At 69.4% G+C, this 11,373-nt stretch carries 13 protein-coding genes; 8 read left to right on the plus strand and 5 right to left on the minus strand.

Annotated elements, in window-relative coordinates; translation table 11 throughout:
* Positions 1-5 precede the first annotated feature (5 nt).
* The 5 genes from K8625_RS03220 to K8625_RS03240 are packed head-to-tail and all read left to right on the plus strand — an operon-like array spanning position 6 to position 4,182.
* Positions 6-608 carry a hypothetical protein gene (locus K8625_RS03220; protein WP_223781794.1) on the plus strand — a complete coding sequence of 201 codons (603 nt, stop codon included), beginning with the start codon at positions 6-8 and terminating at the stop codon, positions 606-608.
* A gap of 16 nt (positions 609-624) precedes the next feature.
* Positions 625-1,455, plus strand: coding sequence for a hypothetical protein (locus K8625_RS03225; protein ID WP_141332376.1), 831 nt, complete (start codon positions 625-627; stop codon positions 1,453-1,455).
* A gap of 13 nt (positions 1,456-1,468) precedes the next feature.
* Positions 1,469-2,077 (plus strand): penicillin-binding protein activator LpoB, encoded by a 609-nt coding sequence (gene lpoB / locus K8625_RS03230; RefSeq protein WP_223748205.1) that lies wholly within the window; start codon positions 1,469-1,471, stop codon positions 2,075-2,077.
* A gap of 46 nt (positions 2,078-2,123) precedes the next feature.
* Positions 2,124-3,377 carry a COG3014 family protein gene (locus K8625_RS03235; RefSeq protein WP_223748206.1) on the plus strand — a complete coding sequence of 418 codons (1,254 nt, stop codon included), beginning with the start codon at positions 2,124-2,126 and terminating at the stop codon, positions 3,375-3,377.
* A gap of 31 nt (positions 3,378-3,408) precedes the next feature.
* A complete protein-coding gene (locus K8625_RS03240) occupies positions 3,409-4,182 on the plus strand; it encodes a ZIP family metal transporter (RefSeq protein WP_223748207.1) in 774 nt (257 codons plus the stop codon).
* A gap of 61 nt (positions 4,183-4,243) precedes the next feature.
* On the opposite strand, the gene K8625_RS03245 is transcribed toward K8625_RS03240, so the two are convergent.
* Positions 4,244-4,627 carry a PleD family two-component system response regulator gene (locus K8625_RS03245; protein ID WP_223748208.1) on the minus strand — a complete coding sequence of 128 codons (384 nt, stop codon included), beginning with the start codon at positions 4,625-4,627 and terminating at the stop codon, positions 4,244-4,246.
* Positions 4,628-4,976: 349 nt separating this feature from the next.
* Between K8625_RS03245 and K8625_RS03250 the strand changes: the two genes are divergently transcribed.
* From K8625_RS03250 to K8625_RS03260, 3 genes are all read left to right on the plus strand, one after another.
* Positions 4,977-5,414, plus strand: coding sequence for a CBS domain-containing protein (locus tag K8625_RS03250; protein WP_141329280.1), 438 nt, complete (start codon positions 4,977-4,979; stop codon positions 5,412-5,414).
* Positions 5,415-5,433: 19 nt separating this feature from the next.
* Positions 5,434-6,510 carry a lysylphosphatidylglycerol synthase transmembrane domain-containing protein gene (locus tag K8625_RS03255; RefSeq protein ID WP_223781795.1) on the plus strand — a complete coding sequence of 359 codons (1,077 nt, stop codon included), beginning with the start codon at positions 5,434-5,436 and terminating at the stop codon, positions 6,508-6,510.
* Between the two features lie 75 nt (positions 6,511-6,585).
* Positions 6,586-7,455 carry a bifunctional 2-polyprenyl-6-hydroxyphenol methylase/3-demethylubiquinol 3-O-methyltransferase UbiG gene (locus K8625_RS03260; RefSeq protein ID WP_223748210.1) on the plus strand — a complete coding sequence of 290 codons (870 nt, stop codon included), beginning with the start codon at positions 6,586-6,588 and terminating at the stop codon, positions 7,453-7,455.
* A gap of 16 nt (positions 7,456-7,471) precedes the next feature.
* Here the strand turns inward: K8625_RS03260 and K8625_RS03265 are convergent, their stop codons facing one another.
* The 4 genes from K8625_RS03265 to K8625_RS03280 all read right to left on the minus strand — a co-directional run bounded on the left by K8625_RS03265 (position 7,472) and on the right by K8625_RS03280 (position 11,319).
* Positions 7,472-7,969, minus strand: coding sequence for a hypothetical protein (locus K8625_RS03265; protein ID WP_223748211.1), 498 nt, complete (start codon positions 7,967-7,969; stop codon positions 7,472-7,474).
* Positions 7,970-8,081: 112 nt separating this feature from the next.
* On the minus strand, positions 8,082-9,419 hold the full coding sequence (locus K8625_RS03270) for a TfuA-like protein (protein ID WP_223781796.1): 1,338 nt from the start codon (positions 9,417-9,419) through the stop codon (positions 8,082-8,084).
* The gene (locus K8625_RS03275) at positions 9,416-10,675 is read right to left on the minus strand and encodes a YcaO-like family protein (protein ID WP_223781797.1); all 1,260 of its coding nucleotides are present in this window, start codon (positions 10,673-10,675) and stop codon (positions 9,416-9,418) included. Before K8625_RS03275 ends, K8625_RS03270 begins: the two co-directional genes overlap by 4 nt.
* Positions 10,675-11,319, minus strand: a complete 645-nt coding sequence (locus K8625_RS03280) for a hypothetical protein (protein ID WP_141329272.1) — start codon at positions 11,317-11,319, stop codon at positions 10,675-10,677. The genes K8625_RS03275 and K8625_RS03280 overlap by 1 nt, the downstream gene beginning before the upstream one ends.
* Positions 11,320-11,373: the final 54 nt, after the last annotated feature.

Raw genomic sequence — 11,373 nt, forward strand, 5'->3', positions numbered from 1 at the left:
TCGAGATGAAGCGTCATTCCAGGTTGTGCGGAGCCCTCCTGTCGCTGGCCGTGGCGGCGCCGTTGACCGCGGCCGCGCAGGAACGTGGCCGCACGGATGGGCCCGAGGAATCCGAATATGGCAAGGGCGGCTACTCGGGTTCGAGCAGCACGGGCGTGTCGTTCCAGCTCGAGTGGGGCGCGGCCGTCAACGCCGAGGAGCCTCCCCGGGATGCGCCCGAAGGCCCCCCGCTCTATGTCGGCGCCACGGTGTCCTGGTGGGGCGCGGACTGGTTCGCGCTGGACGCCAACGTCACCTACGTCTTCGACGGCGGCCGCACCAACGTCATGGTGGGCCCGCGCTTCCGCAGCTGGGGCTGGCCGCTGGTGTTCTCGCTGGGCCTGAAGGCGGGCGCCATCTACACGCCCGACTACGTGGACGACGCGTCCGGCAGCGGGCGGGGCAGCAAGGAGGAGCTGCACTTCGGCATCTCGCCCCAGGTGGGCGCGGAGGTGCTCATGGGCTCGCGCGACCGGGTGTCGCTCGGGTTGTTCTACACTCCGGACATTCCCATCGGCGGTGGCGGCGTGACGCACCGGTTGGGCATGGCCGTGGGTTATCGCTTCTAGAGGGGGAGGTCCCGACATGATTGCCCAAGTCCTCGCGGCGACCCTGGCGCTGGCGGCGAGCCAGTCGCCCGTCAGCCTGTCCACGGCGAATGGAAGCCCTCGAATCGCCCTGCCGTTCCCCGAAGGGAACGTGCAGACCTACAACATCATCCAGTGGGACCCGAACAACCTGCCACGCATCTACGAGCGCTCGGACCAGCTGCCCCTGACTGACGAGGAGCTGACCAAGCTGTCCCAGGCGGGCTTCGAGCCGGCGGACCTGGTGAAGATGATTGAGGAGCGCCGCTGCGCGTGTGACGCGAGCGCGGACGGGCTCATCAAGCTGAAGAAGGCGGGCGTGGACAAGAAGGTGCTGGCGGCGGTGTCGCGCCACGGCATCACGCCCAACCGGGAGCTGGAGCTGCTCATCACCCTGGACTTCACGGGGGAGAGCCGCGTGGCGCGCGAGGCGTTCCTCTACTTCTTCGTGGAGGACGGGGACCTCACCCGCGTCTTCACGGCGAACATCTCGGAGCTGCTGCAGCGCCGCAACCGCCACGAGACGAACGTGGACCGCAGCGACATCCTGGTGGCGCGCACCGTGCGCCGGGTGCAGCTGGCCGGCCGCGTGCCCCTGAAGACGTACGGCAAGCACTCGGTGATGGTGGCCGCCAGCGCCAGCCCCACGCTCACGCATCCCTCCCAGCTCAACGCGCAGGAGCGCTCGAAGGCGCAGACGTACACCTTCGACTATCCGCGCGCCTCGCTGATGAGCCAGTGTCGCCTGACGGCCGGCTACCGTCGCGACGCGGTGCTCGCCTACAAGTGGAACTTCGAAGGCAGCCGCTTCGAATGCGAATGGAACTAGGAGTCACCGCACCATGAAGATTCATCGCCTGCTTCTGACCGCCTGCCTCGCCGCCTCGCTCGCCGCGTGTGGTGGCCCGCGTGCCTTCACGCGTGGCACGTACGAGGACCCGAACGAAATCGAGATGCTGTCGGACCAGTTCAACGAGAACGACCTGCAGCTCATCGCCAAGAAGATGGCGGAGTCGCTGGCCTCCTCGCCGCGCTTCTCCACGCCCCGGCCGGACGGCTCGCTGCCCATCGTCCTCGTGGGCAAGCTGAAGAACAGCACCTCCGAGCACATCGACATGCGCTCCCTGGGGGACAAGATCCAGACGGCGCTCGCGCAGACGGGCCGCTTCGCCATGGTGGACCAGGCCGCGCGCCAGGACATCGCGGAGGAGTACGAGTACCAGCAGTCCGGCTACGTGAACCCGAACGCGGCGAAGGGCCCCGGGCAGCAGGTGTCCGTGGACTTCCTGATGTCGGGTGACCTGGCCTCCATCATCCAGGAGGTCGGCCGCGACAAGCTCGTGTACTACAAGATGACCGCGAAGCTCAGCAACGTGCGCACCGGCCTCATCGAGTGGACGGACGAGAAGCAGATCCGCAAGAAGTTCGAGAAGCGCGGCGTGAGCTGGTAGCTCCGTCGACGGTGGCCGCCGGCTCGTGGTGAAGGCTCGACTGCTCATGATTCCTCTCCACCACCCTCCGGCGCGCCCCCGTGGTTGGGGCGCGCTCGCGCTGGTGAGCGCGCTGCTGTTGTCCGGCTGCGCGGGGGACTACGTGTCCCGCACGCGCGGCGTCCGTGAGTCGTATCAATCGGGGCGCTACAACGACGCCCTGGCCGAACTGGAGGCCCTGGCCAAGGACGGCTCGGCGAAGGACACGCTGCTCATCCTCTTGGACAAGGGGATGGTGCTGCACTCGGCCCGCAAGTGGGCGGAGAGCAACGCGGTGCTGGAGCAGGCCGAGAAGCTCAGCGCGCAGCTCGACGCCGTCTCCGTCAGCGAGGAGGCCGGAGCGCTGGTGACGAACGAGCGCCAGCGCGCCTACCGCGGCGAGGACTTCGAGAAGCTGATGATCTCCGTCATCCAGGCGCTCAACTACGCGGAGCTGGGCGACGACGAGGCGGCCATGGTGGAGGTGCGCCAGGTCAACGAGCGCCTCCAGAAGATGGTCGTCGAGGAGAAGAAGCCCTACCAGCAGCTCGCCATCGCCCGCTACCTGGGCGGCGTCATCCGCGAGGACCAGCGCGACTGGGACGCGGCCTACATCGACTATGCGAAGGCGTACGAGCTGGAGCCCCGGCTGGGCGAGCTCGCGGAGCCGCTGCTCCGACTGGCGAAGTACACCGGACGCGACCAGCTCTACGAGGAGCTGAAGGCGAAGTACCCGGGCGTCGAGCACCCTCCGCTGGCGCGGGACGAGGCCCAGATCGTCGTCGTCGTGGAGGCGGGGCTCTCCCCGGAGAAGCAGCCCGCGTCGCGCGACGTCAACGGCGGCAACCTCATCGAGGTGCCCGTCTACCGGGACCGGGGCAGCGCGCCGCAGGTGGGCGTGACGCTGGGCGAGCAGCACGTGCGCGCCGTCACGGTGACGTCCATGGCGGACGTGGCGAGGCTGCACCTGGACACGCGCATCGGCGGGATGCTGGCGAAGCAGATTGCCGGCGTGGCCGTGAAGGCGGGCCTGGCGGCGGGCGTGGGCGCGGCGACCAAGAGCGAGGAGCTGGGCGCGCTGGCCTTCCTCATCCTCAACGCCGGCAACGCGGCGGACCTGCGTTCCTGGCTTTCCCTGCCTGCGGAGTTCCAGGTGGCGCGCTTCCGGGTGTCGGCGGGGAGCCACGTGGTGCGGGTGGAGGGGGGCGGGAGGGTGTCGGAGCACACGGTGGACGTGAAGCCGGGCCGGGTCGGGCTGTTGGTGGTGAGGCGCTACTACTGACGTGGCGGATTTGTTGTAGGGTGCGCGCCCCATGTCGGTCCTGGCCACGGTGGCCCTCTACTCACTCATCGTCGTCATCGGCGCGCTGTTGGGCGCGCTGGTGGTGCTGTGGAACCAGCAGCAGACGCAGTTGGTCCGCTTCCTGGCCTTCGCCGCCGGCGTGATGTTGGGCGCGGCGTTCTTCCACATGCTCCCGGAGGCGTACGAGGGCGGAGGCTGGTGGGCCTTCGCGCTGGTGCCCGGGGGCTTCGTCTTCTTGTTGGTGCTGGAGCGCTACCTGGTGGCGCACGCGGGGGAGGACCTGCCCGGCGACCACATGTCCGGCCATGGCCGCCACACGGAGCCCGGTCAGGTGCTGGGGCTCACCGCGTTCCTCGGCCTGTCCACGCACACGCTGTTCGACGGAATCGCGCTGGGCTCGGCGGTGGAGGAGGGCGTGGGGTTGATGGCGCTCATCGCGATTGTCGCGCACAAGGTGCCCTCGGCGCTGTCGCTCGCGTCCATCCTGAAGACGGAGGGTCGCTCGAAGGGCTCCATCCTGCTGCTCTCCACGCTGTACGGGCTGATGGTGCCCGCGGGCGCGCTCATCTACTTCGGCTTCGACGCGGTGCTGCGCTTCGAGAGCATGGCGCCCAAGGCGCTCGCGTTCTCCGCGGGCACGTTCCTGTACATCGCCGTGTCGGACCTGCTGCCGCACGTGCACCGCCACGGCAAGGACCAGCCGGGACGCAACGTGTTGGCGCTCTTCGTGGGCCTGGCGCTCATGTTCGCGCTGGCGCGGCTGGTGGGCCACCCGGCGCACTGAGGTCCTCGAGCCTCCCTGTCGTCGAGGAGGCTCGAGGCGGTGTTCGAGGTGGAGTGGCCGCTCACGCCGCCGCCGCCGGCATGGTGGGCGCGAGCGAGCCCCGCGACAGGCACCGGGTGATGCAGGCGAGCAGCTCGGTGAGGTCCCCGGACTTCCTCAGGAAGACGTCGCCCGAGAGGCTCGCGAGCCGCTCCATGCTGCTGTGGACGATGCGCGGGACGTGGCACAGCGTCTCGTCGGCGCGCAGGTGCCGGCACAGCTCCAGGCCGTTCATCCCCGGCATCGACACGTCGGTGAGGATGAGGTCCGGGGGCAGCGCCTGCGCCAGCGCGAGGGCCATCTCGCCGTCGCGGGCCGAGGCCACCTCCCAGCCCTCACCCCGGAGGGCCTCGGTGTAGATCTCGAGCAGGGTGGAGTCATCGTCGACGAGAAGGATGAGAGCCATTGCGGGTGTCTCCAGCAGAGGCGGCCTTGCCGCTGTTCCACTGTCCTGGTGACGCGCCAGGGTGGATGTGAATTCAAGCAGGAGGCCTTGGGCGCCACGCGACGGAGGTGTGATGTCCGTCGCCGGTGTGGAAGCCGCGGGAGCGCCAGGTGAGCAACCTGCCGGGCGCTCGTGGTTGACACTTCCGGTTTCGAGCGTCGGGCCCGAGGGTGAGACAGCGCCGGCCCCTTGCCCGTCTGTCCGCCCTGTCGCTGCGCGAACGGGGGCGAGGGTGCACCCTCGGGAATAGTCGGCCCGAGAAACGCGAGGTGTGCGGCAGCTCGTGGACCGACGGGGAGGCGGACACGTCATGCTCACCGTGGGCGACCTGATGACCCGGGATGTCGTCACGCTGGACGAGACCGATGACCTGGTCCGAGTGGACGACCTGTTGAAGCTCCATCACATCCGCCACCTGCCCGTGGTGCGCGACGGCCGGCTGGTGGGGATGGTGAGCCATCGCGACCTGCTCCGCGCGCTGTCGCGGCAGCTCGCGGCTGCCGGCCACGAGCCCATCTCCGTCACCCGGCTCATGTCACGGGATGTGGAGATGGTGCGGCCGGACCTGCCGGTGCGAGAGGCCATCTACAAGCTCCTGGACCATCGCTTCGGCTGTCTGCCCGTGGTGGACCGCGAGCGCAGGCTGGTGGGCATCATCACCGAGGCCGACTTCATGCGCATGGCCGCGCGGCTGCTGACGGCCGCGGAGGCCCGTCGGGAAGACGCGACGGAGGCCTCCGCTCACTAGGGCGGGCTGGTGCGCGCGCATGCACGAGGACGCCTCCATGTCGGGTGACGGCTCCGCGCGCGACCCGTCGGAGCCCGCCTCTCGCCGACACAACGTGTGGGGCTGGTTGCCGGGCGTGGTGCTGCTGGTCGCCTTCACGGTGTTCGTGGTGCTGCGCTTCGGGGAGGAGAAGCAGTTCGCCCAGATGCTCCAGCGCGCGAGGCCGGAGTGGCTGCTGGTGGGCGTGGCGCTCCAGTTCCTCTCGTACCTGACGATGGCGGGATGCTGGCGGGTGGTGCTGGAGGTGGAGGGCGTGAAGGCGCCCTGGCTGCGCACCGCGAGCCTGGCCTTGATGAAGCTCTCGTTCGACCAACTGGTGCCCACCGCGGGCATCGGCGGCTCGGTGGTGGTGATGAAGGGGCTGCAGCGGGAGGGCGCGCCGCCCCGGGCGGCCACGGGCGCGCTGCTGGTCGACATGGTGTCCTTCTACCTGGCGCACGCGGTGGCCGTGGCGGTGTCCATCTTCATCCTCTGGTATCGCGCGTCGCTGCACGCGGCCCTCCTCGGACTGGCCACGGCCTTCGCGGTGCTCGCGTGCGCGGTGCCGTTCGGCATCCTCTGGCTGACGCGGCATGGTGGGTGGCGACCGCCGCGCTGGGCACGCCGCATCCCGGGGCTCACCTCGCTGCTCGAGTCCATCTCCCAGGTGTCGCCCGCGCTGGTGCGGGACACCTGGCTGTTGGTCCGAGCGAGCGCGTTCCAGCTCGCGACCTTCGCGCTGGATGCGCTCACCTTGTCGTGCATGTTCCAGGCGGTGGGGCACCCGGTGGACTTCGCCGCCGTGTTCGCCGCGTTCATGCTGGCGACGCTGGTGATGACCCTGAGCATCATCCCCGGAGGCGTGGGCACGTTCGAGGCCACCGCGGTGGGGACGCTGTCGTCGCTGGGCGTGCCGGTGGAGGTGGGGCTCACCGCGGTGATGTTGCTGCGCGGGTACACGCTGTGGCTGCCGCTGCCGCTGGGCATGGTGCTCCTGCGTCGGATGTTCGGGGGGCGCCTGCGCGAGGCGATGTCGGAGCGCTCGTCGCTGGTGTCACCCACGCACGAGCCCTCGTGAGGGCGAGGCACGCTTTGACTTGGCTTTCGAGCCGGAGGACCGGAGGATGCGCGCGCCCGAGCGGGCACGCCTCCCATGGAAAAACGCACTGACTGGTACGAGCACCCCGAGTATTACGAAGCCATCTTCGGCACCGACACCGTGCGAGAGGTGGACTTCCTCCAGGCGCTGAGCGAACGGCACGGCACGGGGGGCAAGCAGTGGCTGGAGCCCGCGTGCGGCGCCGGTCGCCTGGTGGCCGAGGCCACGAGCCGGGGACTGAAGGTCACCGGTTACGACATCTCCGAGGCGATGCTCGCGCATGCGCGCAAGCGGCTGACGCCCGCGCGCCGCCGTCAGGTGAAGCTCTCCGTGTCGCGCATGGAGGAGTTCTTCGAGCCCTCGCTGGAGGGCAAGGTGGACGTCGCCCACAACCTGGTCTCCACCTTCCGCTACCTGGACAGCGAGGCGGCGGCGCTGGCGCACCTGAAGGGGACGCGGCGGCTGCTCAAGCCCCAGGGGCTCTACGTGCTGGGCTTCCACCTCACCGACTACGCGCGCACGTCGGCCGAGCACGAGCGCTGGCTGGGGAAGGTGGGCAAGGACAAGGTCGTCTGCAACACGCACGAGGGACTGCCGGACCGGCGAGCCCGCCGCTCGCCCATGCGCAACCGGCTGCGCATCACCGGGCCGGGGAAGGACTGGCTCATCGAGACGACCTGGTTCTTCCGGACGTACGACGCGGCGCAGGCGAACCGGTTGTTCCGCAACGCGGGCCTGCGCGTGGTGGCGGCGTATGACTTCGACTACGACCTGAGCACGCCCGTCGAGCGAGGCAGCCGCCGGTTGGACCGGGTCTTCGTCCTGCAACCGGTGCCCTCGGAGGGCTCGGTGGTGGAGGTGAAGAAGCCCTCGGCGGATGCGCGGAAGAAGGTCGCGCGTCGCGCGAGCGCTCCGCGGAAGTAGCCGGCGACGGAGCGCGTCAGGACGGGACGACGGGGCGGAGGGGGCAGTCGGTGCCGCAGGGGCCCTCGGTGTAATCGAGATGGACCCCTGTGAGGCCACAGTGCTTGCACCCCTCCCCGCCGCAATCGGGGCATTCCACCGTGCCGAAGTCGTGATGCGCTTTCAGGTGTTCGAGGACGCAGATGGCCATGGGCCTCTCCGGGTCCGCGCCCTCCATCGAGTACTTCGATGCAAGCACTCGGACCATCATGGTGAGATTCTCGTCCGCGCGGTTGTCGCGCCACACCGCGATGAGGCGCAGGATGACCTCGGTACAGGCCACCGCCACCAGGACGACCAGCAGGAGGCTCAGGACGCTCTTCACTGGAGGAGCCAGCTCGTGGCCGAAGACGACGAGCGGGTCCTGCCAGGCGATGAGCAGGATGGCGACGATGGGGGTCCCCACCAGCATCTGCCCCCACTGTTTGAGGAAGTCGGGCCTGCGTGGTTCGCGCTGCTCCTCGGGTGCGTCCATCGGATGTTCCCCCTGTGTCAAACCCCTCGCGCCGCCGAGCGCGCGCGGGGTTTAGCACGGGCTTTGGGTGAACCCGGTCATGCAAAATTTGCGGGGGGAGGTCCAATCCCTCTCAGGCCGCGGCGCCCGCCTTCGTGAGGACGTAGCAAAGCTCACGCAGCGCGGCCCTGCGCATGGAGGCCACGTCGGCGAAGCCCTCGTCGCGCGCGGCCTGCTCCAACTGCGAGGGCACCATGCGCCCCTGGTTCTCCTCGAAGTACCAGGCCCACAGCGCGCCCTCGGTGATGTCCGCGTCCTCCAGCTTGGGCAGTGAAAGCCCCGCCGCGTCGAGCACCTGCTCCTTGTCGCGCGCGCGTTCCAGCAGGGTGGCGTACTCGCCCGTCAGTCGCAGGTGGTCGGCCAGGTGCCGCAAGACATCCGGCTCCATGAGCGCCTCCACCCAGCGCACATGGGACTCGTCCCGCAGCAGCCGGGCGACGTCGTCCACGTGCTGCTCCGTCTTCCACCGCTCGAAGGACTCCGGCGTGAGGTGCCGCTCGTGACTCAGCGCCTCCTTCGTCGCGTGCAGCTCCCCTGCATCCGGGACGCGCCCCAGCCGTCTTGCCTCCTCCACCGCGAGCGCTCGCGCCATGCTCGCCCGTCGCGCGTCCTTCAGCTCTCCGCGCAGGCGAAGCTCATCGAGGAGCGCCTCGATTCCCACGCCATCCGAGGCGCGTGCCGTCTGTCGAAGCGGCTGCCGCGCCGCGCGCCGTCGCGCCTCCTCCCACGCATCCGTGTGCTGGAAGGGGAAGCGGGTCTCCTTGGGCGAAAGGCCCGCCTCCACGCGCGCGCGAATCATGCGCAGCATCGCCACCGCGTCCGCGCGCTTCACATCCACGCGCCCCTTCGGCAGCCAGGCCTCCAGCGCCTCCGCTTCCGCGCGGGGAAATCCGGACAGCAGCTTCGGCCACGCGCGCTCCACGTAGAAGAGCGCCTTGGCGCGCTGCTCGAGCGAGGCGCGAACAGGCTCGCTCACCGCACCCGCTGCCTGCGCCGCCGCGAGCGTGGCGCGGATGTTGACCATCGCCTCGGACAAGGGGCGCCAATCATGCTCGGCGCTCGCGTGCGCCACCGCGACCTCGTCATCGTCCTCCAGCACGCCTTGACGGAAGTCCTCGAAGACGGAGCCCACGCCCTCCATTCCGAAGGTGGCCAGCTCCGCGGCCCGCAGCGCCCCCATGCTCGAGGCCCCGAAGACGTGGATGCCCTCTGACATCGCCCAGAGGAGCTCCTTGTGCCAGACCGCCGGCACGTGCTCGAAGAACCCGTCGATGATGCCCAGGGCCACCGGCTTCTCGCACGCCGCGCGGTAGACATCGCCCTGCTGAGCGGGAGGCAGGTACACCGCGTCGAACTCCAGCTTCGCCTCCTCGGCGCGCAGCGTGGGGCCGGTGAAGATGAAGACCTTCATCGCGCGTCTCCGCGCATCATCTGCCGTGCCCTTGGGCCTGGCTGATATCCGGGCGCCTCGTGCGTCGTCTCCAGTCCCGGCACCACCACCCGCACGACGGGCAGCCCCAGCTCCGGCTTCGTCAGGTCCACCGCCACCACCTGGCTTGCGCCCACCGAGCGCACCTTCGCGAGCACCCACGCGAGGTCCTCCTCGAACGTGTCCGCGTCGTGATGGGGCGCTTGTTGGAACTCCCGCACCGCGGGCTCCTCGGCCAGCCGCTTGCGCAGTCGCTCCGCCGTCACGCCCTCGCGCGCGGCCTCGTACGCCTTGCGGTGCAGGTCATCTCGTGCCCCGCTGATGCGCGTGAGTCGACTCTGCGCGGCCTCCGTCAGGGCGCGCAGCAGGGCCACCGCTCGCGAGGGATGACAGCCCATGCCACCCGCCACCGCGACGGGGCGCAGCGGCTCGGGCTCCCGGTCGACGATGTAACAGCTGAACGCGGGCACTCCGATGTCGCTCGTCGTCTCCCAGACGCCGACGGCCATGCCCGCGCGCTCGTAGAGGTCCAGCACGTGGCGACATCCGGCGTCGTCCACCGAGTCGAGTTTCAGTCGCGTGCCGGCCTGCGCCTGCTCGCCACGCACCTGCCAGAGCGCCGTCGCGTCGCGCTCCACCACTTCACACAGCCCATGCAGCATCGCCTCGAGCACGTGGTTGCCGGAGGCCAGCCCATTGCTGCTCATGAGGAACGCGCCGCTCCCCGTGGGCAGCGGCAGCGTGAAGTCCGTGTGCACCAGGTCGAAGGGCAGCCACAGCGGGCCCGAACCCAGCAGGTCCACGCCCTCCACCCAGAGCGTGCGCCAGTTGGGATGGAACAGGCTCACCGACAGGCGAGGCAGCCTGTCCACGTCGACCACGGACGCGCGGAAGCGCAGCTCGTTGTACGTGGCCAGCTTCAGGGGCAGGGTGACGTGCTCGGCGTGGTACGCCTCCACCGACTCCATCAGCCCGGACGCCTTCGCTGCGGCGAGGCTCGTGCCCTTTCCCTGCGACACCGCCAGCGAGCGCGCGTTGGGCCGCGTCACCATCACCACCGGGAGGCCAATCGTGTCCAACCCCGTGACGTTGGCGACGCGGGTGATGCCCATGACGGGCATGAACCGTTGCACGCGCTCCAGCGTCTGCTCGGGTGTCATCACCCGGTGGGTCCCCTGGCGGAACTGCTTGGACGTCCCGGGGGACGCGCTGCCGGTGTCGAAGGTGAAAGGGCGCATCAAGGCTGGGGGTCGGGATTGCGGTAGACGGGGCCCTGCTCGCCGGCCTTCAGGTTCGCGCCCGGGCTGTAGCTCAAGAGGATGCTGTTGAGGTTGAGCAGGAAGCAGGTGATGGGCTCGGCGGCGTCGGACAGGTTCTCGGCCGCCGTGCTCGTGGGCGCCGCGACGTAGGCGGGCACCGGGAGGTTGGCGACCACCGTCTCGTTCTTCAGGAGCGTTTCCAGATCTCCCGTCAGGCTCTTGTCCTTGGGGGACAGCTTCTGGGCCTTCTGCCACTCCTCGGGCTTGAGCCAGTAGATGTTCCCGTCCGGCGCGTAGATGAGCAAATCCGACTGGTCCACCGAGCACTCCAGGCGGGCCTCGATGCGGGGGAACTCGGTGTCGTTGTTCTTGGGCGCGGCGATGACGGTGGCGGGCTTGATGTTGTCATCCAGTCCGGAAATCTCGAGGACGTCCGGCGCCGGCTGGGAGAGGCCGATGGAGCCGTCGCTGCCCTCGATGCGGAAGTTCATCTTGCTGGTCACGTTCTCGGGCAGGTTGGGACTGCGCGACGGGACGCCCCACACGGTGACCTGGGTGGAGAAGCCCTCCAGCAGCGTGACGCGCTCGGGCTTGAAGAAGAAATACACATACGGGCCTGCCATGCGCACCTCGGAGACAAGGCCACGGGCCCCGAGGCCCTGGCGGGTGGAAGGAAG

It is taken from the genome of Myxococcus sp. AS-1-15, assembly GCF_020037055.1.
Taxonomy (GTDB): Bacteria; Myxococcota; Myxococcia; order Myxococcales; family Myxococcaceae; genus Myxococcus; species Myxococcus fulvus.

What these genes read in the sequence shown, in the direction of transcription:
- lpoB (WP_223748205.1), top strand. Translation starts at nt 1,469, where the DNA reads ATGAAGATTCATCGCCTGCTTCTGACCGCCTGCCTCGCCGCCTCGCTC.
- K8625_RS03280 (WP_141329272.1), bottom strand. Translation starts at nt 11,319, where the DNA reads ATGGCAGGCCCGTATGTGTATTTCTTCTTCAAGCCCGAGCGCGTCACG.
- K8625_RS03265 (WP_223748211.1), bottom strand. Translation starts at nt 7,969, where the DNA reads ATGGACGCACCCGAGGAGCAGCGCGAACCACGCAGGCCCGACTTCCTC.
- K8625_RS03225 (WP_141332376.1), top strand. Translation starts at nt 625, where the DNA reads ATGATTGCCCAAGTCCTCGCGGCGACCCTGGCGCTGGCGGCGAGCCAG.
- K8625_RS03240 (WP_223748207.1), top strand. Translation starts at nt 3,409, where the DNA reads ATGTCGGTCCTGGCCACGGTGGCCCTCTACTCACTCATCGTCGTCATC.
- K8625_RS03220 (WP_223781794.1), top strand. Translation starts at nt 6, where the DNA reads ATGAAGCGTCATTCCAGGTTGTGCGGAGCCCTCCTGTCGCTGGCCGTG.
- K8625_RS03270 (WP_223781796.1), bottom strand. Translation starts at nt 9,419, where the DNA reads ATGAAGGTCTTCATCTTCACCGGCCCCACGCTGCGCGCCGAGGAGGCG.
- K8625_RS03275 (WP_223781797.1), bottom strand. Translation starts at nt 10,675, where the DNA reads ATGCGCCCTTTCACCTTCGACACCGGCAGCGCGTCCCCCGGGACGTCC.
- K8625_RS03245 (WP_223748208.1), bottom strand. Translation starts at nt 4,627, where the DNA reads ATGGCTCTCATCCTTCTCGTCGACGATGACTCCACCCTGCTCGAGATC.
- K8625_RS03250 (WP_141329280.1), top strand. Translation starts at nt 4,977, where the DNA reads ATGCTCACCGTGGGCGACCTGATGACCCGGGATGTCGTCACGCTGGAC.
- K8625_RS03235 (WP_223748206.1), top strand. Translation starts at nt 2,124, where the DNA reads ATGATTCCTCTCCACCACCCTCCGGCGCGCCCCCGTGGTTGGGGCGCG.
- K8625_RS03255 (WP_223781795.1), top strand. Translation starts at nt 5,434, where the DNA reads ATGCACGAGGACGCCTCCATGTCGGGTGACGGCTCCGCGCGCGACCCG.
- K8625_RS03260 (WP_223748210.1), top strand. Translation starts at nt 6,586, where the DNA reads ATGGAAAAACGCACTGACTGGTACGAGCACCCCGAGTATTACGAAGCC.